The sequence below is a fragment of the Peribacillus sp. NPDC076916 genome (assembly GCF_050269675.1).
GTDB lineage: Bacteria > Bacillota > Bacilli > Bacillales > DSM-1321 > Peribacillus > Peribacillus aracenensis.
In genome coordinates this window covers 247,427-269,410 of sequence record NZ_JBNNIU010000001.1, presented here as the reverse complement: position 1 = coordinate 269,410, position 21,984 = coordinate 247,427, and the positions used below count along the sequence as shown (strand labels likewise).

Sequence of the window (21,984 nt, the reverse complement as noted above, 5' to 3'; positions counted from 1 at the left end):
GGTAATAAAGGATAAAAAATAAGATGAGCGATGTTAATTGAATATTTTTTGCCAATAAAGAGATCATGGCTGAATATTCATATTAAAATGGGGTGGATCATTTGAAAAATTATCTGGTAATCCTCTTTCAACTAATCGTTTGGAGTGGGTATACCTTAGTTGAATGGCTGTCTGTTAACGATCGATTCGTTTTCAAAGTATTCATGTTTTTGGTCTTTTCCTATCTAGCCATTTACATTGGTAAAATGATTTTAAAATCCAATAGGCGAACAATGCTTGTTACCGTGATAAGTCTATTATGCTACGGTATTTTGCAAATCCTTTTGGAAACGCTAGTACCCCTTTATTAAACTTTTCAAGTCGCTATGACACAAGAAACCACGGAGGAATCATGATTAACAAAGGAGTAGCATTATTTACATTAGTATCATTTTTATTGATGGCATGTAATGGACCGAGTTCCGGTCCAACAGAAAATGAAAATCAAAAAAGTGTGGAAACGGCAACATCGGTCCAAGATGAAAGCCAGAAAGAGAAAGACTTGGAAAACGAAACGTCAAAAACGATTGACGATGGGAATGTAAAGGCAGAATATCAGGTGGACGAAAAGAATTGGTCATTTAAACCAATCGGGGAGGCAAATCCGAAAGTTGTGTTGTTAACATTTGATGATGCACCTGATAAATATTCTCTGAAAATCGCCCAGACCCTGAAGCGCCTTGAAGTACCTGCTATTTTTTTCGTGAACGGTCACTTTCTTGAAAATGATGAAAATAAAGCGATGCTAAAAGAAATTCATGAAATGGGTTTTTCTATCGGTAATCATACTTATTCCCATGTAAATTTAAAACAGTTGACCGAGAAAGAACAAGAACGGGAAATCGTAAAATTGAACAATATGGTAGAAGGCATTACAGGGGTAAGCCCTAAGTACTTCAGGGCGCCATTTGGATCGAATACCGAGCATTCAAAAAAAGTCGCTGAGAAAGAAAAAATGTTGGTCATGAATTGGTCATATGGATATGACTGGGAAAAAGAGTATCAAGATAAAACAGCGTTAACAGAAATCATGTTGAACAGCCCTTATTTAGGAAATGGTGCGAACTTACTGATGCATGACCGGAAATGGACGAGTGAAGCCATTGAGGATATCGTGAAAGGTTTTCAAAAGGAAGGTTATGAGATCCTTGATCCAAAGTTGATTGAAACGCCTGCTTGAGCCAATTCCGGCTTCAGCAGGTATTTTTATTTCCTTGGATAATAATACATCACCCGTTTATTGAAGAGATGTAGCTGCGCCCGTAATTTCTTTGCAAGGAACTTGCACAGTTCATTAGCTTTTCCCTTATCACCGAAAGTTGCTGTTTCAGGGAGGGTGAATTGGATATAGGATTGAATCCGCTCTGATCCATCTTCATCCTTAACGACTTCTTGGTCAACGCCTATCAATATCATGTGATATCGATCTTCTTTGGATTGGAGGTATATGGCCTTATCTTTCATCTTTTCTGGTTCTTTCATTTCATAAGGAAATGCTTTCTTATCATAATTCCAATCCAGTTGCTTTCCGGTTTTCGCTGTGATCATTTGATAATAGTTCAGCAATTCTTTCACGTCTTCGATGGTTACAGTCCCTTTCACGGACTCAGGAACGAGTTTGATATAGGCATTTTCAGTCATGTGGATCCCCCTTAGATTGATTGGATGTAAGAATATATTAACATTTTATGGATGTATTATATACATATCTATATGTAAATTAAAAGGCGAAATTCCTTTTTCACCTTGCTATGCAAAAGTAAGGGCTGTGATGAAATGAACTCCAGGGTCCAAAAAGGAATCATTCTAACGAACGATTGGAGTAAAGTTATTCCAACATGAGTGTTCATTAAATGGGGAAAATACATATATGTTATACTTTTTAACTTGAAATAATAAATGTGTTATATTATAATTCATATAAAGCGGTTACATTACGTTATTAATGCATACAATATAGAGGAAGGGGTTGTAAAAATGGGAACTATCGTATGTCAAACTTGCAATAGCACGATTGAACATTTTGAAGATGAAAAAGTAAGTGTACTATATACACACAATCACAACTGCCAAAGCTGTGATACAGCTGCCTCTGAAAAATAAATCGAAAAAAGGATAATAAGATTAATAGAATTTAAGGGTGTTTCAGGGTTGTAATCTGGAGCACCCTTTTTGTAGATGTTAATGAAGTGAAAATCTTCAGTTGATCGGGAGCTACTTGCTCAATAATAAGGGGCAAAAAAACCAGAGCAGCACTTTGCTCTGGTTTTATGGGATCAATCAATTTTTAATGATGCGTAAATATTTTATTTCTGGGTCCTCAGGGCCTTGAACAGGAAGGCCGGCCTCGATGTTTTTCCGGATGTAATTGATATTATCTTCAGTAATCAATTCACCTGGTATGAAGATCGGAATTCCAGGCGGGTAAACCATGATGAACTCAGCGCTAATTTTGCCGACAGATTCCTCAATGGGAACCACTTCGGTGTCTGCATAAAATGCCTCCCTTGGTGATAAAGCCAGTGGTGGTGTATCAGGAAGCAGGACTTCGATTTTTTCATGTTCAGCCGCCATTTCCTTAAACTCATCCGCCAAGTCTCTAAGGGCAGCAATCAGAAGATCCGCTTCTGTTTTTGAGTCTCCAGGCGTTATCAGGCAAAGGATATTGTACAAGTCAGAAAGTTCCACTTCGATATTATGCTTTTCACGAAGCCATTTCTCAACGTCGTATCCGGTAATATTCAATTCCTTGATGGATATGATTAATTTAGTCGGGTCATAACTAAAGGCTGCCTCACTCTCGAGAATTTCGCTGCCGACACAGTAAAGATAAGGAATCTCATTAACTGCCTCACGGATATACCCTGCGAGATTGATCGCTTCATCAATCATTTCCCTTCCTACCGTCGCAAGTTGTCTTCTGGCCGTATCCAGGGAAGCCAGAAGGATATAGGAGGTTGAGGTGGTTGTGAGCATGCTCAATATGGCTTGAACACGATTTGCGGAAACCAAACCGTTCTTAACATTTAATATGGAACTTCCCGTTAGTGAACCGCCCAGTTTATGAACACTCGTTGCAGCCATATCTGCTCCAGCTTGCATGGCTGACATCGGCAAGTCTTCATGGAAGTGTATATGGACACCATGTGCTTCATCCACCAGTACTGGGATTTGGTGGGAATGAGCAACTTCCACTATTTTTTGCAAATCGGCCGAAATGCCGAAATAGGTTGGGTTGATGACAAGCAATCCTTTTGCATCGCTATGTTCCTTTAAAGCTTTCTCGACGGCATCGACGGTGATTCCGTGTGAGATGCCCAAATCTTTGTCTATTTCAGGATTGATGAAAATAGGAACAGCTCCGGAAAATACAATGGCAGACATTACGGATTTATGTACATTCCTTGGGACGATGATTTTGTCCCCAGGTCCGCAGACTGTCATGACCATTGTCATGATCGCTCCACTTGTTCCTTGAACGGAAAAGAATGTGTGATCCGCCCCAAAAGCTTCAGCGGCAAGATCCTGAGCTTGTTTAATGATCCCCTTTGGCTGATGGAGATCATCGAGTGGAGCGATATTGATTAAATCTATGGATAATGCATTTTCTCCAATGAAATTACGGAAATCAGCGTCCATTCCTTTCCCTTTTTTATGACCTGGAATATGAAATTGAACGGGATTTTTTTTTGCATGCTGCAATAAGGCAGTGTATAAGGGTGTTTCATTCTGTGACAATTCTTTGTGGCCCCTTTTCATTAAAATAGGTACATAATATTTGGGAGTATATACTCCCTTTCTATTAATGATCGTATGTTTCTCCGATTCCATCGTATGGTTAGTAAACATGTGGATAGACATAAAACATATGAATTATAGCACGTCTTATAATAAATGCCTAGAGTGACTTTAATGTCCTGACTTAAACCATTTATATATGTCTTTGTTGTTAAGGGGCCCAATAAAATTACAGCAGATTATAAATGTCCATTTTCCTAGTATTTACTGGATTTACTCAAGAATTCTTCTTTTATTAATATTGTAGGTGAGTTTAAAAATTGAACGGTTAAACAATATTTGCCATAATGAAGCTAATGGTTTTTGAGTTCAACTAAATAAACAACATAAATTAAAAAAGGGAGCTGAGGAGTTTGAAGTGGAAAACGCGTGTGACCGATTTGTTAGGCATTCAATATCCAATCGTACAAGGGGGATTGGCCCATTTAGCATATGCAGACCTGGCGGCGGCAGTTTCGAATGCAGGAGGGCTGGGGCAGGTAACGGCCATGTCCTTGGACAACCCGGAGCAACTGACAGATGAAATTAGAAAAACCAAATCATTGACGGATAAACCGTTTGGTGTGAACTTTGCAATCGGTCAGCATGGAAGACCTTATGAAAATATGCTGGAAGCAGCCTTGAAAGAGGATATCGCAGCTGTTTCCGTAACCGGGGGCAACCCTGCACCATTTCTTGATTACGTCAAAGGCACCCAGGTGAAAAAACTCGTGCTTGTTGCTGCAAAAAGGCAGGCAATGAAAGCTGAGCAGCTTGGGGCAGATGCGGTGATGGTAGTTGGTCAGGAGGGAGGAGGGCATTTAGGCCGTGATGATATTGGAACTTCCGTGTTAATTCCTCAAGTTGTGGACTCCGTTAATATTCCAGTCATCGCCTCGGGTGGTTTTGGCGATGGACGCGGTTTGATGGCAGCATTGGCACTTGGTGCCGAAGGAATCGAGATGGGAACACGATTCATAGCGGTCAAGGAATGTGTTCATGCACATGAATTATATAAAAATGCCTTGGTTTCCGGCACAGAAAATGATACCGTTGTCATCAAGCGTTCCATTGGTGCACCAGCAAGGGTAATTGCAAACAGCTGGACCGATAAGATTCTTGAAATAGAAAAAGAAAATGGCGGATATGAACAATTGAAGGATTACATAAGCGGAAAAGCGAATCAGCGTTATATCCATGACGGTGTCGAAGGTGAAGGCTTTGCTTGGGCCGGACAAGTGATGGGGCTGATTCATGATGTACCATCGACTGCTGAACTATTCAGTCGGATTATCGACCAGGCGGAAGCAATTCGTTCAAAATGGGCAGACTGATGATGCATGGACTGCCGGACAGCATGAAAAACTATCTAGAAGGAGCGTGTTTAGGGTATGGATTATCAATATCCAATGGATCTTGATTGGTCTACTGAAGAAATCGTAGATGTGATCAAATTCTTTGAAGCTGTAGAAAAGGCTTATGAAAATAAAATACAAAAGGAAGAATTTATGAAGGCTTACCGAAGATTCAAGGAAATAGTCCCCGGTAAGGCGGATGAAAAAAAGTATACGGATGAGTTTGAGTCAGTCAGCACTTATTCAGCCTATCTTGTTATTAAGAAGGCAAAAGGAATCGATGACGGGGAATGGATAAAAATGAAAAATTAAAAATATTTTTAGAAAACTCCATTGACTTACTGAAAAGATTGTTTTAACATAATAAGCAAGAAAATGATAAAGGCAGTGACGAAGAAGAGTACCTTAATGATGTTCTGCAGAGAGCCAGTGGTTGCTGAAAACTGGTGAACGAATTTAAGCGAATGGACTTCCGAGCCCCAAACCGAAACGGATGAACGGAGTAGGCTTTGGCGATTATCTCATCGTTAGTGGAGATAGGCATGTTAATGCCGTAAAGTGAGCTAATTTAGCTAATTAAGGTGGTACCACGGGTTCCTCGTCCTTTGGATGAGGGGCCTTTTTGCGTTTTTATGGAAATGATAATTAAATCTATGAATGAGAGTAGTAATCTTTTTAGATGCGTAACAGAGAGCCGGGATAGGTGGAAACCGGTACGATATAAGAAGATGAATGGACTTATGAGTGGTTTCTTGAAATAAGTAGGGAAACTCGGCTGCCACCGTTAAAGGGTAATCGCAAGAATTTTTCATTTCTTGCTTGAGAGGGAAAAATGATACGTTTTTCCAACTTGAGGTGGCACCGCGGTTTACCGTCCTCTGCAGACACATATTTGTGTTTGCAGGGGACTTTTTTATTGGGATTTCAATATATATACCTTTTAGAAAAAATCAAAAAACCAGAGGAAATGAAAACTCCGGCACTTGGCCATAAGGGTTTTCCCTTCCAGGGGTTTATAAGAGAGCATAAGAATCGGGAGGGAATTGAAGGATGAATAATTTGGATGAAAAAAAAATACTCCGTTTCAAGATGGACACGATTGAAGGGGATATCCACACACCCATTGCCATATTTCAGAAATTAGATGGTGACCAGAAGTTTTTATTGGAAAGCTCGAATTCGCATCACGACAACGGCCGCTACTCTTATCTAGGTTCAAAACCTTATCTGGAGGTGACATCACTTGCTGGCCAAGTAAATGTGAAAGATACTGAAACAGGTGATCAAATTGTAAAGAACATCAATATCATCGAGTTTCTCAAAAACGAATTATTAGTGGAGATAGGAGAGGTTCCCATACATCTTCCGCCATTTAACGGTGGTGCAATCGGATATATGGGCTATGATATCATTCGTCTGTATGAAAATATAGGTCCGGTGCCTCCTGATTCTCTGCAAATGCCTGATGCTCATTTTCTCTTTTATAAAGAACTGTATATATTCGATCATGTTCTGCAGAAAATCCATCTTTTGACTGCGGAAGAGGATAGTGAAAAAAGTTTATTGGGGATGAAGGAAAAAATCAATCAGGCAAGCAAACCGTCAAAGGAAATATCGTCGGAATATTTGGAATTCAAATCGAATTTCAGTCAGGATGAATTCGAGAAAATGGTCCTTGAAGTTAAATCAGCGATAATAGCTGGTGAAGTGTTCCAAGTTGTTTTATCACAAAGGTTCAAAGCGGACTTCGATGGGGAGCCTTTCGATGCCTACCGTCGTTTGCGTTTAGCCAACCCTTCTCCTTATATGTTTTATATAGAATTTGGTGATTATACAATTATTGGGTCGTCTCCTGAAAGTTTGATCAGCGTTTCATCAGGAATGGTTCATGTTAATCCCATTGCCGGTACAAGGCCGAGAGGGAAAACGGATGAAGAAGATAAAGGCTTCGAAAAAAGCCTGCTGATGGATGAAAAGGAACTTGCCGAGCATAAGATGCTTGTTGATTTGGGCAGGAATGATCTTGGCAGAGTTTGCGAAATCGGTTCAATCCACCTTACCGAGGAAATGGAAATTCAAAGATATCAGCATGTCATGCATATTGCTTCGAAGGTTAGCGGAAAGCTTAAGGAAGGGTTCACGAGTTTAGATGCGCTGACGGTCTGCCTCCCTGCCGGAACAGTCTCCGGTGCTCCAAAAATCAGGGCAATGGAGCTGATCAATGAACTGGAAAATTGTAAACGGGGGATGTATTCGGGCTCGATAGGGTTCATAGGTTTTGGAGGGGATCTTGATATGGCTTTAGCGATTAGGACGATGATCATTAAAGATGGCAAAGCCTATGTACAGGCAGGGGCTGGAATTGTATATGATTCAGACCCAAAAACGGAATTTGAAGAAACACAAAATAAAGCACGCGCTTTAATGGAGGTTCACACAAAATGATTTTATTAATTGATAACTATGACTCGTTCACTTATAACCTTTATCAATATTTAGGAGAAGTGGAAAAAGAAATCATAGTAAAAAGGAATGACGAAATCACCATTGCGGAAATTGAGGAACTGAATCCAATGGCAATTGTCATTTCCCCGGGACCCGGCAGGCCGGAAGATGCTGGTATCAGTATGGAAATCATCCGTAATTTTTATGAGAAGGTTCCGCTATTGGGCATTTGTTTGGGGCATCAGGCCATTGGGGCAGTTTTTGGTGCGAATGTGGTTGGAGCGAAACAAATCATGCATGGGAAAACATCGGTTATCGAACATGATGGAACAGGTGTATTTGCCAAACAAGACTTACAATTCCCGGTAATGCGTTACCATTCCCTTGTAGTTGAAAGGGCGAGTTTGCCAGATGAACTGACTGTGACGGCAGTAGCGATGGATGATGGGGAGATCATGGCTCTGAAACATCAAGAATTCCCGCTTTACGGTTTACAGTTCCACCCTGAATCAATAGGGACGAAAATCGGCAAGGAATTATTACATCAATTTTATGAGATTGCGGGAACCTTCCAATCTGAAAAGGAACAATCCATCCTATAAAACAAAAACGACTGGGGGAGTTAGCGGTGAAGGAGTATTTAGCGAAGTTAGCAGAGCGTCAAACATTGACGGAAGAAGAGATGAGCAGAGCAGCCCAAGCGTTATTTTCCAAAGATATCACCGAAAGCGAGATGGCAGCTTTCATCATTGCCCTAAAATCCAAAGGGGAAACGGCAGGTGAAATAGCAAGCCTTGTCAGAGTCATGAGAAAAGAAGCAAGAAGTGTACGAACAAGCTCTCTTAATGTGATGGATAATTGCGGAACGGGAGGAGATGGGTCACAAAGCTTCAATATAAGTACAGCATCAGCCTTCGTACTTGCCGGGGCCGGTGTCAAGGTTGCCAAACATGGAAACCGCAGCATTTCAAGCAGAACGGGGAGTGCGGATGTATTGGAAGAATTAGGTGTCAATTTGTACTTGGAGCCTGACATGTTAAAAGAACTGTTGGAGGAAAATGGAATCACATTCTTGTTTGCCCCATCGGTCCACCCTAATATTGCACGGATTATGAAAGTGAGAAAAGAACTGAAAATCCCGACGATATTTAATCTAATAGGTCCTCTGACAAATCCAGTGCAACTCGACACGCAATTAATGGGAATCAATCGACGTGATATGCTCGAGCTTTTTGCGGAAGTCCTACATAAATTAGGCAGGAAACGCGCGGTCGTGATTAATGGCGCCGGGTTTATGGATGAAGCGAGCCTACAGGGTGAAAATTCACTCGTGCTTTTGGAGCAAGGGGATATCATTCCCTTTACGCTGCACCCTGAAGAAGTGGATCTGCCGGTTTACGGAAATGATGCCATTCGCGGCGGTGACGCCAAACAAAATGCCGATATCATGCTTAGGCTTCTCAAAGGGGAAAAAGGGGCCTATCGTGATACCGTTTTATTGAATGCTGGATTGGGATTATACGCACATGGTACGGCAACAACGATCAAAAAAGGGATCTCCATGGCTAAAGAAAGCCTTGATAGCGGATCGGCACTTGCGAAGTTAGAAAATCTGATTGCTTTTGGCAATAGAAATAAGGTGGTCATGTAATGGAAAATATCTTAACGAAAATCATCGAACAGAAAAAGGCGGAAGTCGCAAAATTAAAAGAAAGGGGCTTAGACGATTCGGTAATGATCAACATAGTCAGACCATCTTTGGTGGAGAATTTGAAAACGGCTAAATCGATGGCGGTTATCGCGGAAATAAAACGGGCTTCCCCTTCAAAAGGGGATATTAAAATCAATGTAAATCCGATCGAGCAGGCCCTTTCATATGAAAGCGGCGGAGCGGCAGCGATATCCGTATTGACGGATGAGGTTTTCTTTAAAGGATCGATTGCAGATTTGAGAAGCGTAAGCGAGGCCATACAGATTCCCAGATTGTGCAAAGATTTCATCATCGATGAAGTACAAATCGATCGCGCCCATCAAGCTGGTGCCACTATCATTCTATTGATTGTCGCAGCACTTTCTAAAGAGCGCCTTCATGAATTATATCAATATGCAAAAAGAAAAGGGCTTGAAGTATTGACGGAAATCCATGATGAAGCCGAACTGGAACGGGCTCTAGAGCTGAATGCAGAGCTAATAGGGATTAACAATCGGAATTTAAAGACTTTCAAAGTGGATTTGGCTGTAACGGAACGATTGGCGAAGTTACTTGATCCAAAACACCATATCATTATCAGTGAAAGTGGAATCAAAACAAAAGAAGACGTGATGCGTGTGAAGGAAGCTGGTGCAAAAGCTATTTTAGTCGGGGAGACACTGATGACTGCGTCAAATCTTCCGCAAACGATGGCCGAACTGCAAATGAGTATATAAGGAGATTAATATGTTAGTGAAAATCTGTGGGATAAAGACATTGGCAGACGCCCAGACTGCTGTTGAATCAGGGGCAGACTTCATTGGTTTCATTTTTGCCGAGAGTAGCAGGAAGGTTGAGCCAGAGATAGTAGGAGAATTCGCGGCGAATCTAGCTGGACAGGTTAAAAAAGTCGGAGTGTTTGCCAATCAAACTGAACAAGAAGTGATAAAAAGTGCCGAAATCGCAGGGTTGGATTATATTCAGCTTCATGGTAACGAGTCTGCCAGCTTTGCCCGCAGGATGCCCCTACCGGTGATAAAGGCCTTTGCCGTCAATTCAGTGAAAGACCTTGAAAACCTTCATGAATACCCAGCGGATTATCTATTAGTAGATCTTCCTAAGATTTCATCTGGAAAGGGATTGACTTTGGATTGGAATATGATCCGAAAAGCGGATCTGCCACCCGGGAAGGTAATTCTAGCGGGTGGGCTGACTCCGGAAAATGTCGGAAAAGCGATTAATGCCGTTTCACCATTCGCAGTTGACGTAGCCAGCGGCGTTGAAACAAACGGATTAAAAGATGCCGTAAAAATAAAGGCATTTATTAATGAGGCAAAATATACAGCCGGAAAAGAGGAATGAATAGATGAACACTTATACACAGCCTGATAAAACTGGACATTTTGGAGCATATGGAGGCCGTTTCGTTCCGGAAACTTTAATGGCGGCGATTACGGAGCTTGAAGAAGTATATGAACAATCTAAAAATGATCCTGAATTCCAAAGGCAGCTAAATTATTACCTGAAACAATATATCGGACGGGAAACACCACTTTATTTTGCGGAGAACTTGACAAGGCTTGCTGGAGGTGCAGATATTTATCTGAAGCGAGAAGACTTGAATCATACCGGAGCCCACAAAATAAACAATACGATCGGTCAGGCTTTGCTGACTCAGAAAATGGGCAAGAAAAAGGTGATTGCCGAAACGGGTGCAGGACAGCATGGGGTTGCAACGGCGACTGTGTGTGCTTTGCTGAAGCTTGAATGCATCATCTTTATGGGAGAAGAAGATATCAGGAGACAGAAATTGAATGTATTCAGGATGGAGCTTTTGGGAGCCAAGGTCATATCTGTATCACAAGGTAGCGGGACACTGAAGGATGCAGTGAATGAGGCGTTACGATATTGGGTGGCGAATGTGGATGACACCCACTATATAATGGGATCGGTTCTTGGTCCGCATCCATTCCCCGTTATTGTACGTGATTTTCAAAGCGTGATAGGAAATGAAACAAAGCGTCAATATTCGGAAGCGGTTCATTCCCTACCGGATGCAGTAGTCGCTTGCATAGGCGGAGGAAGTAATGCAATGGGAATGTTCTATCCCTTCATTGAGGATGAAACGGTAAAATTATACGGAGTGGAAGCGGCAGGGCATGGACTTGAAACACCATTACACGCTTCAAGTTTGACTAAGGGGAAACCTGGGGTGCTCCACGGGGCATTCATGTATGTACTGCAGAACGAGGACGGTCAGATCCAGGAGGCACATTCGATTTCAGCAGGTTTGGATTATCCAGGGGTTGGGCCTGAACATAGTTACTTAAAAGATACAAATCGGGTTGAATATACATCAGTAACCGATGATGAAGCCTTGGAAGCTTTAGCGATGCTTTCCAGGGAGGAAGGGATCATCCCCGCTTTAGAAAGTTCACATGCCATTTCCTACGGTTTAAAGCTTGCTAAAGAAATGGAAAAAGGAACAGGACTGGTGATTTGCCTGTCCGGCCGTGGTGATAAGGATGTTGAAACGGTCCAATCATTGATGGGGGGTAGTGAACATGAATAAATTAACAAATGCGCTTGAAGAATGTCAAACAAAGAAGGAAAAAGCATTCATCCCTTATATAATGGCAGGGGATGGAGGTCTTGAACGGTTAAAGAGCCAGCTTCTTTTCCTTGAAAACAGCGGTGCGACTGCCGTCGAACTAGGTATACCATTCTCTGACCCTGTCGCTGACGGACCGGTTATCCAACAAGCCGGCATCAGATCTTTGGAAAATGGAACAACTTTAAAAGATGTCCTGAAAAAAGTAATGGAAATCAAAAGTGAAGTGACCATCCCAATTATTTTAATGGGATATACGAATTCTATCCTGGCATATGGACTTAAAGAGTTTACGAATGACTGTCTCCATGCAGGGATTTCCGGGTGCATCATCCCCGATTTACCGATTGAAGAGGAAGCCATCTTTTCATCAATCAAAACTGCAGGGATCGTTCTTATCCGACTTGTGACACTCACGTCTTCGAAAGAACGTATCACTGAGATTACTGCAGGGGCGGAGGGATTCATCTACGCGGTTACTGTCAAAGGCATTACGGGTGCCCGTGACGCCTTTGGGGAAGAACTTGGAGGCTATTTGAAGAAGGTAAAAGAGATAAGTCCGGTTCCCGTTCTTGCTGGGTTCGGCATATCGACGCCAGATCATGTCCGTGATGCAGTACAATACTGCGATGGTGTCATTGTCGGCAGCAAGATCATCGAATGCTTGGAAACTGGTAAGGAAGATCAAATTGGTGATTTGATACAAGCAAGCAAAGGAGTAGCGCAGAAATAAGGAAAGGAGAGCCGCCAAGGCTCTCCTTTTTTCTTAACCAGTTTAATTTAAGGCGTCCGATATTCAATTCGAATACGAAGCAACTGTGTTTAATTTAATTGATATAAGGGTAAAAGATGTTCAAACGCATCTTGAATGGTTTGAATGAATTCATCATCTTTTAACTTAATGGCGTCATCACGTGAAATTTTTATACCGCAAAGGATTTCGGCTTTTTTTACAGTTTGTAAACGAGTGAACATTGAATTCAAATCATCTACTCCAAGACCACCATGAGTGATGACATCAGGTTTTGTATGGTCCATTGACCAAACATAATGGGAGGGAATGCTATTCACCAATTGGCCTGCCTGCTGCTCCAGTCGCTTTCCGATTTCAGTTTTATTAGGGGCTTCATAAATCACGGCATACCAGATGAACATATGCGTTTCCCATAACCCGATTTGGAAATGCGGCATCATTTTATAACCTCTGCTATTGGCAGCGAAAGCAACCCAAGTATCTTTAGGAGGATTCACTGACCGTCTGGCATGCTTTGCAACATGAGGGTGCATTTCATCGCCGGTCATAACTGACAGTTTTTGAGAAAAGTGCTCTCCAAGTGCATGTAATTTGGGCTGGATCCGTTCTTTTAAAGCGTCCATGCGCGGTTCCAAACCATCAATTTTAAAAACATCAAAATCATTTGCTGTAAAACTTGCTATATTCATTTTCATCTCTCCTACCGTAATATCTGCACATATTGTAGCATAAGTAAAAGTAAAATTTAAAAAATACGATTTGGGTTGGCAATGTAAATTTCCTTATAGGTTATAACACAAATTAGTTGCTATTTGAGGTAGGAAGTCATATGATAAGATAAATTCAGAAAATTACGTTAATTGATGAAGGGAGAATGTTAATTATGAAACAAGTCATGAACCAAGCATTAAAAGCTAAAGAAGTTGAAAGACATAGAGCTGCAGTGTTAAGGATGGAAATGGACTATGAATTAGCAACCCTTTTTGAAGCTATCGGTGAAGAAAATGACCAAAAGAGGTCACAATGCAAGCAAAGGCTAGAACGCATCCGCTTGGAATTGTTGAAATTGAAAGCCTTGTAAATGATTGGCTGCAGAGATCTTGAAGGAGAATGAATAAAGGAAATGAATCAATTTCAATACAAGGAATTTTATTATAGATGAACGGACACTTTATTTTATTAAAAATAATGTGTCCGTTTTTCATTAAATGTCCAATATATAATAAGATAGTATTTTATTTTGTCCGGCTCCCTTTAATAAGGAAGGGAAACGTTAATTCAAATTGATTTGAAAAGTATTTGTGCTCGCTAGCTCATAATTGCAAAACCGATTAAAGGATGGGTGGTCACAAGGAGCCGTCTTTCCTTATATATTTAAAAAAATGGAAAATTTAAGATGTTAAAAACTTGAAGGCAAGCTATATTTGCTTTAATCTTTAGAAAAGGATCATTTTAATGTAGTTTCTGATCACAAAGGACGGGGATATTATAATGGCATCTGTCAAGGAAATGGATACATATGCGAAGTTATGGATGAAAGAGGCGGGTACTAGGCTAAGGGCGTCCTTTAAAACCAAGTTGAATATTGAAATGAAAACGAATCCGAATGATTTGGTTACTAATATGGATAAGGGGATAGAAAAGTTTTTTTGTGAAAAAATCAACGAAGTGTTCCCTGAACACCGCATATTCGGGGAAGAGGGAATGGGCAATGATATTAAAGACCTAAAAGGTACTGTGTGGATCATCGATCCAATTGATGGAACATTGAATTTCATTCATCAACAGAGGAATTTTGCAATTTCCCTTGGGGTTTATGTGGATGGCATCGGAAAGATCGGCATGGTTTATGATGTCTTTAGTGATGAATTATATCATGCGATTAAGGGGCAAGGAGCATTTCTGAATGATCAAAGGCTGCCATCCCTAGAAGAGGCATCAGTAAGCAAAGCGATAATTTCCATTAATGCAAGCTGGGTAACGGAAAACCGAAGAATCGATCCGAATCTTTTGGCACCGCTAGTTCGGGATGCACGGGGGACACGTTCTTATGGCTCCGCAGCATTGGAGCTTGCTTTCGTCGCAGCTGGAAGGATAGATGCATACATAACCATGAGACTCATGCCCTGGGACTTTGCCGGAGGAGTTTTATTGGTTGAGGAAGTGGGCGGGGAAGTTAGTAATATTAAAGGTGACAAATTGGACTTTATAAAAGGTGGTTCACTTTTCGTATCTAAACCAGGGCTCCATAAAGAAGTATTCGATAAATACTTATCAGGAAATTCCAGTCATTAGAATCAAGGTCTAATTGAAAGCAGTACCACAGTTTGGCACGGATGGATTAAAATGTTCATTATGAAATAATTAACAAAAAAAACTCGCTGTCTGTCAGCGAGTTTTTCATATTATAACTTCCCGGCTTCGCGCAATTTCTTCTTCTGAGTGAAACCGAACCCCATGATTCCGCAAAGAATAACAATTGCAGCTAATATTCCAATCAAGCTCTTCTCAGCAATGAAGATGCCAATGGAGCCGATGCTTGATGTTGCCAATACCGCTAATATTAAGAAATTCCATTTAATGTTCATTAATATCACCCCTAATATATCTATTGTACATAATTTCTGTATTTGTTTCTAGTATGTTTGTGATATAATATGTAAGCTAATACTAGTGATACGTTATACACAAACTTTTTTAGGAGTGAATTTTTTGAAATTAAGAGAAAATATTCGTAATATAGCCATCATTGCCCACGTTGACCATGGTAAAACGACGTTAGTGGATCAGTTGCTTAAACAATCTGGTACTTTCCGTGAAAATGAACATGTGGAAGAACGTGCGATGGATTCTAATGCGATTGAAAAAGAACGCGGAATCACGATTCTTGCGAAAAATACAGCAGTTCAATACCAAGATACAAGAATCAATATTTTGGATACACCTGGTCATGCCGACTTTGGTGGTGAAGTGGAACGGATCATGAAAATGGTTGATGGCGTTCTACTTGTTGTTGATGCATATGAAGGCTGTATGCCACAAACTCGCTTCGTGTTGAAAAAAGCATTGGAACAAAAGATTACACCAATCGTTGTCGTGAACAAAATCGATAAAGATTCTGCACGTCCAAATGAAGTGGTAGATGAAGTAATTGATTTATTCATCGAACTAGGAGCTGAAGAAGAACAGTTAGAGTTCCCAGTTGTCTTCACTTCAGGTATTGCTGGTACTGCAAGCTTGGATTCAGATCCTGCTAAACAAGAAAAAGACATGACCCCACTTTTCGAAACAATCGTCGAAACGATCCCAGCACCAATTGATAACTCAGATGAACCACTTCAATTCCAAGTGGCTTTACTTGACTATAATGATTATGTAGGACGTATCGGGGTTGGCCGTGTATTCCGCGGTAAAATGCATGTAGGTCAACAAGTTTCATTAATGAAACTTGATGGGAAGGTTAAACAATTCCGAGTAACGAAAATCTTTGGTTATATTGGCTTGAAGAAAGTTGAAATCCAAGAAGCCGTTGCCGGTGATTTAATTGCCGTTTCTGGTATGGAGGATATTAACGTAGGGGAAACGGTTTGTCCGACTGAACATCCTGAAGCCCTGCCTATCCTGCGTATTGACGAGCCAACATTACAAATGACTTTCCTTGTAAATAACAGCCCATTCGCAGGCCGTGAAGGTAAATTCGTTACAGCTCGTAAAATCGAAGAGCGTTTAAGAAACCAATTACAGACGGATGTCAGCTTAAGAGTCGAAAATACTGATTCTCCGGATGTCTGGATTGTTTCAGGCCGTGGGGAGCTTCACCTTTCCATCCTGATCGAAAATATGAGACGTGAAGGTTATGAACTTCAAGTTTCTAAACCGGAAGTTATCGTTCGTTTGATTGATGGTGTCCGTTGTGAGCCAGTTGAACGTGTACAAATCGACGTACCTGAGGAGCACACTGGTTCAATCATGGAATCAATGGGAGCCCGTAAAGGTGAATTGTTGGATATGATCAATAGCGGAAGCGGCCAAGTTCGTTTACTGTTCACGATTCCAGCTCGCGGACTTATTGGATATTCAACTGAGTTCTTAACGATTACACGTGGATATGGTATCATGAACCACTCATTTGACAGCTACCAACCAATGGCACAAGGTCAAGTCGGCGGAAGACGTCAAGGTGTACTTGTTTCCATGGAATCAGGAAAAACTACACAATATGGTATTATGCAAGTAGAAGACCGTGGGGTTATTTTCGTTGAGCCAGGTACGGATATTTATGAAGGCATGATTGTCGGGGAACATAACCGTGATAGCGATTTGACTGTCAATATCGTTAAAGCGAAACAAATGACAAATATGCGTTCAGCAAATAAAGACCAAACTTCTTCCATGAAAAAACCAAGAATCATGTCACTTGAAGAAGCTCTAGAATATTTGAATGATGACGAGTACTGTGAAGTAACTCCGGATTCAATCCGTCTTCGTAAAAAAATTCTTGATAAAAACGAACGTGAAAGAGCAGCTAAAAGAAAAAAAGTTGCTGTTGAAGAAAAATAAATAGCAAGAGGAGGAGAAAAGATTGGATATCCAAGAGCGATTATCATTTTTTGCAGCATTGTACAGAGTGGATGAAAATCCTGAAGCGGGAATGTGGTATTTATATTTGACGGTCTTTGGATTATGCATCCTTGTCTATCAGTTAGGTTTTGCCAAAAAGTTACCTTTGCTAAAAAATGTGGTCATTTATGTGGTAATGGCACTTGGATGTACCCTTCTTTCTTTCTTTGCGGTGTTTCTTCCTATGGGAGAAGCATTAGTCATCGCTTCGCTTGTTCTGGGGATTTATCGATTCCGTCTTCATAATTCGAGAAAAGAAGAACAGGCTTAAGATGATGAAATCATTACAAGATGCTTTATACAATTGGTTGACGATCAAAGTTGTCTGTGATGCAAGGCCTGATGATACAGCAGCACGTGATACAGAAATGTTTTTCATGCAGATGCTGAAAGATGATCATCAGGTGATAATCGATTCGGTTTCAAAAACAGAACCTTTTTATTTCGTCGAGTATCTTTTGGGGGACGAAATGAAAAAGCAACGCTATCCGATTGAATTAATTGATATCATGTTAGACCAAATACAGTTGGAGCCAGAAAAGTATAAAAATATCGAGTAATGATAAAAAAGGACCGTGCGAAATGCGCACGGTCCTTTTTTATATTGCTTTGGGGAGGGAAAGTCCGTAAAAAAGATGTAAGATTGTCCACAAAAAGAAAGCTGTCAAATCAGAAGGAAGGACAGCTTCTGTTTTCGACAGCGCCGATAATGGGAAGTAAAGGATGATTGCCGGAATGATCGTGAAAAAGGCAAGTGTGTATTTGTTCCAATTCCTGAAAATCTTCAAAGGACGAAGAATATAAATGTAACTGAACGTAATTGCCAGTGAGAAAAGGAGATGGAAAAAGAACAATGTTGCCTCACTCCAGGAGACAGCCCCGATTACAGGAAGGAAATCCACATTCAATAGGAGCTTATACACTTGTTTACCGGAAAACATTTCGACCCACTTCATTATCAATCCAAGCAGAATTCCATTGATGAGACCAATCAGGGAAACTTTATAATGTATTCTACCATTCATCTTCATTTTTGATTGTCCGGTAAAGACGGAAGTTCCCGGTTGCAATCCGTTCGTTCGTACGCTCTTCTATGCGTTGGTTGCATGTATTGCACATATAGGTATGTATAGGGCGGTTGCGAAGTTTCTTAGCTTCTGGGCTATCATCAGGTATAGATTCAATTTGATCGCATATTACACATTTAACCTTCATATTAGTTGAACCTCACTTCAATTTGAATATGCTTTTAAGTATACCAATATTTTTATGGTAAAACGAGGATAAAGTGAAACTAACATATGAACGATAACGATACTTGGTTCATGGTGGATAAAGACAAAAACCCGAAGATTGACTTCGGGTTAGGAATATTCATTCTTTAAAGTGATTCGATTGATCATTTTGCTCTTTATCGAGTTCTTTTCTTTCCGTTTCATCGTCAAGTTTATTTTTTTCCTTTTCAATGCTCTTGGACGGAGTCGGGGTTAAAATATCACCAGGAACCTCAGGAATGACCCGACTTGTGATGTCAGCCAGTTCATTTAGTATCCCTGTTACCGGTTTACCGTCTTTAATGTCTCTGGCCACCTCCCTGATCCGCTCATTAATATCCGGGTCAGCGACGATGAGGGCATTTGCGCCATAAGGATCATGTTTTAAAGTTTCTCCAACTGAGTACTTTATCGTTCCGACCTGTGAACGCTCAATATCTTGGTCGATATCTATTCCGACGATGGCATATTTGCCAAGTACGACTGCGGTGGCATCGTTCACCTCAGGAATGGATTTAGCTAAACCGGTGAGTCTTTCCGCTGTTTGCTGACCTGTATTTCTGTCTGCTTCCTCAATGGTCGAGTTATTGACTTTCGTTAAATTGTTTTTCGCATTATTTTCGGACACTTCATTTTTATTATCCATTGAGCAACCTGTCATCAATAGAACAGCAGCGAGCGACAACATGAATTTTTGCAATGTGCAGCCTCCTTAATGTTTTTTGTAGGTTCCAGCCTTTCCACCAATGACCAGGTCTGATTCAGGTAAGTATTAAATGCAGCTAAACATATTGTCATCAATGTAGGGGATAGCATTTTTTGCTGGAAGTTTTCTTTATAGTCTGTAAATGTTCTTCTATCTTTATGCAAAGGAACATATATTTTATCAACAGTCTCGTCCGCTACATAACTTCTGAGTGTAGTAAATGGTAAGGCATATCCTAAAGAGCAGGCAGGAGGCGTCATATTGGGGAAAAAAATCTATGTTTTAGATACGAATGTCCTGTTGCAGGATCCGTACTCGATTTATTCATTCGAAGATAATGAAGTTGTCATTCCGGCAGTCGTATTAGAAGAATTGGATTCGAAAAAACGGTATATGGATGAAATCGGAAGAAACGCCAGGCAAGTATCGAAATTGATCGATGGCTTTCGTGAAAAAGGGAAGCTTCATCAGAGCATTCCGCTTCATAATGGAGGCAGCATAAGGATTGAACTCAACCACCGTTCATTTCATAAGCTCCAGGAAATTTTTGTGGAGAAAACGAATGATAACAGGATATTGGCAGTCGCGAAAAACTTATCTTTGGAAGAAGAGACGAAGGAAGATGGAAAAACGGTCATTTTGGTAAGTAAAGATACTCTCGTCAGGGTTAAAGCTGATGCCATCGGACTTGAGGCAGAGGACTTTTTAAATGATCGTGTCGTAGAACTGGACCATATATACGCTGGACACAAAGAAGTGTTTGTATCGATTGATAATCTGAATAAGTTTTATGAAAAAAGTTTTCTGGGACTGGAGGAACTGACAAAGGATTCATATTATCCAAATCAATTCCTGTTGATGAAGGACACGCTGGGGAGTTCAGCTTCTGCGATTGGGATAGTGGATGAGAACTGCAGGCTAGTCAAGAAATTGATGTATGAAGGGGAACATATTTGGGGAATTAAACCGAGAAATGTCCAGCAGACGATGGCCCTTGATTTATTGCTTCGTTCGAATACCAAGCTTGTGACGCTCATCGGTAAGGCGGGGACAGGCAAGACTTTATTGGCATTGGCTACTGGATTGATGCAAACTGAAGATTTGTCACAATATAAGAAACTTCTGGTTGCCAGGCCGATTGTTCCTGTCGGTAAAGATATTGGTTATCTGCCAGGGGAAAAAGAAGAAAAATTAAGACCTTGGATGCAGCCTATTTTCGATAATCTCCAATTTTTGTTCAATACGAAAAAACCTGGGGAATTGGATGCCATTCTAGCTGGCATGAGTTCGATTGAAGTGGAAGCCCTGACCTATATCAGGGGAAGGAGCATCCCGGATCAGTTCATCATTATCGATGAAGCGCAGAACTTAACAAAACATGAGGTCAAGACCATCTTGACGAGAGTCGGGGAGCGGAGCAAAATTGTATTAATGGGGGATCCGGAGCAAATAGATCACCCTTATTTAGATGAATATAATAATGGTTTGACCTATGTGGTGGAAAAATTCAAGACGGAACGCATTGCCGGGCATGTTAAATTGATAAAAGGGGAAAGATCTGGATTGGCCCAACTCGCAGCTACGCTTTTATAATCCATCGGCAAGGGATGTCCCTTGCCGATGGCTCTGAAGTTTTCGGTGAAGAATGGACTAAGTCTTATTTAACAGTGAAAGACCGCACATTTTTTATCGGATCATTGATATTGGAAGCGTCCCCGAAATAAATTTCCATAGGGCCGCCCTCAGATATTTTAAGTGGCTTTCCATCCTTGGAAAAGCCCAGGAAAAATTCAATTGCCGTTTCCAACGGGAATGTAAGCTCCTCATCATCGGTTGTAACGATGACTTCAGTTACCCCATTTTCTGGTTCGGCATTTTTTAAAAAAGGTTCAAAAGGGATGCCGAAAGTCCCTTCAAGCAATCTTTGCTTCTCGAACTTTCGTTCCGTTTTTATTGTGGGCGGCATTATTGCGCCTTCCTGTATTTCTTTTTGCCAATGTTTGGAGGCGGCAATCGTATATTCTTCTAATTCATTGACTTGGACTCTTTCAGCGTGGAAATATGTATCAATTTCAACTTTACGGTCGTCAAAAATCCATACTCCAGGATCTAGGGTAATTGGATATTTCACTTTTCCGTTTATAAATACGATAGGTTCCAAATATCTCATTCCTTTCTGTTGCTCTTTAATGATTATAATCAATTATAATTGAAATGTCACATCTACACGATGGTGAACAATTTCCATGGCTTGATATATTCATTTGAGGGGTGGGAGTGATATCCCGATGGCAAATTGTTTGTCAATGTCCTTGCTTTTTCACAAAACTAAAGGTAGAATTTAGAGATAAGATTTAATCGCTCTGAGCGGGGGGATTTAACATGGCATCTGATATGCTTGTCAATCATCGAGAAAAAGCTTATGCTTTATTAAAAGCAGATGCTGACAAGATTCTAAAACTGATAAAAGTTCAAATGGAAAATCTCACTATGCCTCAATGTCCTTTATATGAAGAGGTACTTGATACACAAATGTTCGGCCTATCAAGAGAAATTGATTTTGCCGTACGCTTAGGTTTGGTAGAGGAAACCGAGGGTAAATCCCTTTTGGAGGCCCTTGAACAAGAATTGTCAGTTTTGCATGAAGCATCATTAAAAAAATAATAGATAAAACATACTAACTCAAACAAATCTCGATGATTGTTTGAGTTTT

The 21,984-nt window shown here is 40.7% G+C and carries 26 protein-coding genes and 2 other annotated features; of the genes, 18 read left to right on the top strand and 8 right to left on the bottom strand.

Translation table 11 applies throughout. The annotated features are described in order from the left end of the window. The first annotated feature begins 391 nt into the window (after positions 1 to 391). On the top strand, positions 392 to 1,219 hold the full coding sequence (locus tag ACQKFG_RS01340) for a polysaccharide deacetylase family protein (RefSeq protein ID WP_427555621.1): 828 nt from the start codon (positions 392 to 394) through the stop codon (positions 1,217 to 1,219). Between the two features lie 26 nt (positions 1,220 to 1,245). On the opposite strand, the gene ACQKFG_RS01335 is transcribed toward ACQKFG_RS01340, so the two are convergent. Beyond that, positions 1,246 to 1,680, bottom strand: a complete 435-nt coding sequence (locus tag ACQKFG_RS01335; RefSeq protein ID WP_192203919.1) for a DUF1885 family protein — start codon at positions 1,678 to 1,680, stop codon at positions 1,246 to 1,248. A gap of 336 nt (positions 1,681 to 2,016) precedes the next feature. Between ACQKFG_RS01335 and ACQKFG_RS01330 the strand changes: the two genes are divergently transcribed. Then, positions 2,017 to 2,142: a GapA-binding peptide SR1P gene (locus ACQKFG_RS01330; RefSeq protein ID WP_072272684.1), complete on the top strand. Its 126-nt coding sequence runs from the start codon at positions 2,017 to 2,019 to the stop codon at positions 2,140 to 2,142. Positions 2,143 to 2,319: 177 nt separating this feature from the next. On the opposite strand, the gene ACQKFG_RS01325 is transcribed toward ACQKFG_RS01330, so the two are convergent. Then, positions 2,320 to 3,777, bottom strand: coding sequence for an aminotransferase class I/II-fold pyridoxal phosphate-dependent enzyme (locus ACQKFG_RS01325; RefSeq protein ID WP_342615332.1), 1,458 nt, complete (start codon positions 3,775 to 3,777; stop codon positions 2,320 to 2,322). A gap of 413 nt (positions 3,778 to 4,190) precedes the next feature. Between ACQKFG_RS01325 and ACQKFG_RS01320 the strand changes: the two genes are divergently transcribed. The 9 genes from ACQKFG_RS01320 to trpA all read left to right on the top strand — a co-directional run bounded on the left by ACQKFG_RS01320 (position 4,191) and on the right by trpA (position 12,650). Beyond that, on the top strand, positions 4,191 to 5,150 hold the full coding sequence (locus ACQKFG_RS01320) for an NAD(P)H-dependent flavin oxidoreductase (RefSeq protein WP_192203921.1): 960 nt from the start codon (positions 4,191 to 4,193) through the stop codon (positions 5,148 to 5,150). Between the two features lie 57 nt (positions 5,151 to 5,207). After that, a complete protein-coding gene (locus ACQKFG_RS01315; RefSeq protein ID WP_098371129.1) occupies positions 5,208 to 5,483 on the top strand; it encodes a UPF0223 family protein in 276 nt (91 codons plus the stop codon). 66 nt (positions 5,484 to 5,549) lie between these two features. Then, positions 5,550 to 5,780: a binding site (T-box leader), on the top strand. A 35-nt stretch (positions 5,781 to 5,815) separates the two neighbouring features. Beyond that, positions 5,816 to 6,053: a binding site (T-box leader), on the top strand. 168 nt (positions 6,054 to 6,221) lie between these two features. Further along, the gene (trpE, locus tag ACQKFG_RS01310) at positions 6,222 to 7,616 is read left to right on the top strand and encodes an anthranilate synthase component I (RefSeq protein WP_427555614.1); all 1,395 of its coding nucleotides are present in this window, start codon (positions 6,222 to 6,224) and stop codon (positions 7,614 to 7,616) included. Then, complete coding sequence (locus ACQKFG_RS01305) at positions 7,613 to 8,218, top strand: anthranilate synthase component II (protein ID WP_192203923.1); 606 nt, start codon at positions 7,613 to 7,615, stop codon at positions 8,216 to 8,218. The genes trpE and ACQKFG_RS01305 overlap by 4 nt, the downstream gene beginning before the upstream one ends. Before the next feature lie 26 nt (positions 8,219 to 8,244). Next, positions 8,245 to 9,267, top strand: coding sequence for an anthranilate phosphoribosyltransferase (gene trpD / locus ACQKFG_RS01300; RefSeq protein WP_192203924.1), 1,023 nt, complete (start codon positions 8,245 to 8,247; stop codon positions 9,265 to 9,267). Then, on the top strand, positions 9,267 to 10,043 hold the full coding sequence (gene trpC, locus ACQKFG_RS01295) for an indole-3-glycerol phosphate synthase TrpC (protein WP_349729603.1): 777 nt from the start codon (positions 9,267 to 9,269) through the stop codon (positions 10,041 to 10,043). The genes trpD and trpC overlap by 1 nt, the downstream gene beginning before the upstream one ends. A gap of 10 nt (positions 10,044 to 10,053) precedes the next feature. Next, positions 10,054 to 10,668 carry a phosphoribosylanthranilate isomerase gene (locus ACQKFG_RS01290; protein WP_369618930.1) on the top strand — a complete coding sequence of 205 codons (615 nt, stop codon included), beginning with the start codon at positions 10,054 to 10,056 and terminating at the stop codon, positions 10,666 to 10,668. 4 nt (positions 10,669 to 10,672) lie between these two features. Further along, positions 10,673 to 11,878, top strand: a complete 1,206-nt coding sequence (trpB, locus tag ACQKFG_RS01285; RefSeq protein ID WP_260284163.1) for a tryptophan synthase subunit beta — start codon at positions 10,673 to 10,675, stop codon at positions 11,876 to 11,878. Continuing rightward, a complete protein-coding gene (gene trpA / locus ACQKFG_RS01280) occupies positions 11,871 to 12,650 on the top strand; it encodes a tryptophan synthase subunit alpha (protein ID WP_192203928.1) in 780 nt (259 codons plus the stop codon). Before trpB ends, trpA begins: the two co-directional genes overlap by 8 nt. An 89-nt stretch (positions 12,651 to 12,739) precedes the next feature. On the opposite strand, the gene ACQKFG_RS01275 is transcribed toward trpA, so the two are convergent. Further along, the gene (locus ACQKFG_RS01275) at positions 12,740 to 13,360 is read right to left on the bottom strand and encodes a YktB family protein (protein ID WP_342615334.1); all 621 of its coding nucleotides are present in this window, start codon (positions 13,358 to 13,360) and stop codon (positions 12,740 to 12,742) included. Positions 13,361 to 13,554: 194 nt separating this feature from the next. On the opposite strand from ACQKFG_RS01275, the gene ACQKFG_RS01270 reads away from it, so the two are divergent. Further along, positions 13,555 to 13,752, top strand: a complete 198-nt coding sequence (locus ACQKFG_RS01270) for a hypothetical protein (protein WP_034314018.1) — start codon at positions 13,555 to 13,557, stop codon at positions 13,750 to 13,752. Between the two features lie 410 nt (positions 13,753 to 14,162). After that, entirely contained in the window at positions 14,163 to 14,966 is an 804-nt protein-coding gene (locus ACQKFG_RS01265; protein WP_192203930.1) for an inositol monophosphatase family protein, read from the top strand. 110 nt (positions 14,967 to 15,076) lie between these two features. Here ACQKFG_RS01265 and ACQKFG_RS01260 read toward each other — a convergent pair whose 3' ends face one another. After that, positions 15,077 to 15,259 carry a YlaF family protein gene (locus ACQKFG_RS01260; protein WP_034314013.1) on the bottom strand — a complete coding sequence of 61 codons (183 nt, stop codon included), beginning with the start codon at positions 15,257 to 15,259 and terminating at the stop codon, positions 15,077 to 15,079. A gap of 124 nt (positions 15,260 to 15,383) precedes the next feature. Between ACQKFG_RS01260 and typA the strand changes: the two genes are divergently transcribed. The 3 genes from typA to ACQKFG_RS01245 are packed head-to-tail and all read left to right on the top strand — an operon-like array spanning position 15,384 to position 17,851. Continuing rightward, positions 15,384 to 17,231, top strand: coding sequence for a translational GTPase TypA (gene typA, locus ACQKFG_RS01255; RefSeq protein WP_192203931.1), 1,848 nt, complete (start codon positions 15,384 to 15,386; stop codon positions 17,229 to 17,231). 22 nt (positions 17,232 to 17,253) lie between these two features. Next, positions 17,254 to 17,562: a YlaH-like family protein gene (locus ACQKFG_RS01250; RefSeq protein ID WP_192203932.1), complete on the top strand. Its 309-nt coding sequence runs from the start codon at positions 17,254 to 17,256 to the stop codon at positions 17,560 to 17,562. 4 nt (positions 17,563 to 17,566) lie between these two features. Then, on the top strand, positions 17,567 to 17,851 hold the full coding sequence (locus ACQKFG_RS01245) for a hypothetical protein (RefSeq protein WP_063231969.1): 285 nt from the start codon (positions 17,567 to 17,569) through the stop codon (positions 17,849 to 17,851). Positions 17,852 to 17,890: 39 nt separating this feature from the next. On the opposite strand, the gene ACQKFG_RS01240 is transcribed toward ACQKFG_RS01245, so the two are convergent. The 3 genes from ACQKFG_RS01240 to ACQKFG_RS01230 form a co-directional block, all read right to left on the bottom strand. Next, positions 17,891 to 18,322, bottom strand: coding sequence for a hypothetical protein (locus ACQKFG_RS01240; RefSeq protein ID WP_369618932.1), 432 nt, complete (start codon positions 18,320 to 18,322; stop codon positions 17,891 to 17,893). After that, entirely contained in the window at positions 18,306 to 18,506 is a 201-nt protein-coding gene (locus tag ACQKFG_RS01235; RefSeq protein WP_072272690.1) for a YlaI family protein, read from the bottom strand. Before ACQKFG_RS01235 ends, ACQKFG_RS01240 begins: the two co-directional genes overlap by 17 nt. Positions 18,507 to 18,665: 159 nt before the next feature. Beyond that, positions 18,666 to 19,265 (bottom strand): YhcN/YlaJ family sporulation lipoprotein, encoded by a 600-nt coding sequence (locus tag ACQKFG_RS01230; RefSeq protein WP_228467351.1) that lies wholly within the window; start codon positions 19,263 to 19,265, stop codon positions 18,666 to 18,668. Between the two features lie 267 nt (positions 19,266 to 19,532). Here ACQKFG_RS01230 and ACQKFG_RS01225 point away from each other — a divergent pair, with 267 nt between their 5' ends. Beyond that, a complete protein-coding gene (locus ACQKFG_RS01225; protein ID WP_192203934.1) occupies positions 19,533 to 20,864 on the top strand; it encodes a PhoH family protein in 1,332 nt (443 codons plus the stop codon). Between the two features lie 64 nt (positions 20,865 to 20,928). Here ACQKFG_RS01225 and ACQKFG_RS01220 read toward each other — a convergent pair whose 3' ends face one another. Continuing rightward, positions 20,929 to 21,432, bottom strand: a complete 504-nt coding sequence (locus ACQKFG_RS01220) for a peptidyl-prolyl cis-trans isomerase (protein WP_427555602.1) — start codon at positions 21,430 to 21,432, stop codon at positions 20,929 to 20,931. A gap of 221 nt (positions 21,433 to 21,653) precedes the next feature. Here ACQKFG_RS01220 and ACQKFG_RS01215 point away from each other — a divergent pair, with 221 nt between their 5' ends. After that, on the top strand, positions 21,654 to 21,935 hold the full coding sequence (locus tag ACQKFG_RS01215) for a YlaN family protein (protein ID WP_098371113.1): 282 nt from the start codon (positions 21,654 to 21,656) through the stop codon (positions 21,933 to 21,935). Positions 21,936 to 21,984 lie beyond the last annotated feature (49 nt).

Bases quoted from the DNA above. Each gene is read 5' to 3' on its own strand.
- ACQKFG_RS01270 (WP_034314018.1), top strand. From the start codon at position 13,555: ATGAAACAAGTCATGAACCAAGCATTAAAAGCTAAAGAAGTTGAAAGA.
- trpE (WP_427555614.1), top strand. From the start codon at position 6,222: ATGAATAATTTGGATGAAAAAAAAATACTCCGTTTCAAGATGGACACG.
- ACQKFG_RS01260 (WP_034314013.1), bottom strand. From the start codon at position 15,259: ATGAACATTAAATGGAATTTCTTAATATTAGCGGTATTGGCAACATCA.
- ACQKFG_RS01245 (WP_063231969.1), top strand. From the start codon at position 17,567: ATGAAATCATTACAAGATGCTTTATACAATTGGTTGACGATCAAAGTT.
- ACQKFG_RS01335 (WP_192203919.1), bottom strand. From the start codon at position 1,680: ATGACTGAAAATGCCTATATCAAACTCGTTCCTGAGTCCGTGAAAGGG.
- ACQKFG_RS01330 (WP_072272684.1), top strand. From the start codon at position 2,017: ATGGGAACTATCGTATGTCAAACTTGCAATAGCACGATTGAACATTTT.
- trpC (WP_349729603.1), top strand. From the start codon at position 9,267: ATGGAAAATATCTTAACGAAAATCATCGAACAGAAAAAGGCGGAAGTC.
- ACQKFG_RS01265 (WP_192203930.1), top strand. From the start codon at position 14,163: ATGGCATCTGTCAAGGAAATGGATACATATGCGAAGTTATGGATGAAA.
- ACQKFG_RS01215 (WP_098371113.1), top strand. From the start codon at position 21,654: ATGGCATCTGATATGCTTGTCAATCATCGAGAAAAAGCTTATGCTTTA.
- ACQKFG_RS01235 (WP_072272690.1), bottom strand. From the start codon at position 18,506: ATGAAGGTTAAATGTGTAATATGCGATCAAATTGAATCTATACCTGAT.
- trpA (WP_192203928.1), top strand. From the start codon at position 11,871: ATGAATAAATTAACAAATGCGCTTGAAGAATGTCAAACAAAGAAGGAA.
- ACQKFG_RS01340 (WP_427555621.1), top strand. From the start codon at position 392: ATGATTAACAAAGGAGTAGCATTATTTACATTAGTATCATTTTTATTG.
- ACQKFG_RS01240 (WP_369618932.1), bottom strand. From the start codon at position 18,322: ATGAAGATGAATGGTAGAATACATTATAAAGTTTCCCTGATTGGTCTC.
- ACQKFG_RS01315 (WP_098371129.1), top strand. From the start codon at position 5,208: ATGGATTATCAATATCCAATGGATCTTGATTGGTCTACTGAAGAAATC.
- ACQKFG_RS01290 (WP_369618930.1), top strand. From the start codon at position 10,054: ATGTTAGTGAAAATCTGTGGGATAAAGACATTGGCAGACGCCCAGACT.
- ACQKFG_RS01275 (WP_342615334.1), bottom strand. From the start codon at position 13,360: ATGAATATAGCAAGTTTTACAGCAAATGATTTTGATGTTTTTAAAATT.
- ACQKFG_RS01305 (WP_192203923.1), top strand. From the start codon at position 7,613: ATGATTTTATTAATTGATAACTATGACTCGTTCACTTATAACCTTTAT.
- trpB (WP_260284163.1), top strand. From the start codon at position 10,673: ATGAACACTTATACACAGCCTGATAAAACTGGACATTTTGGAGCATAT.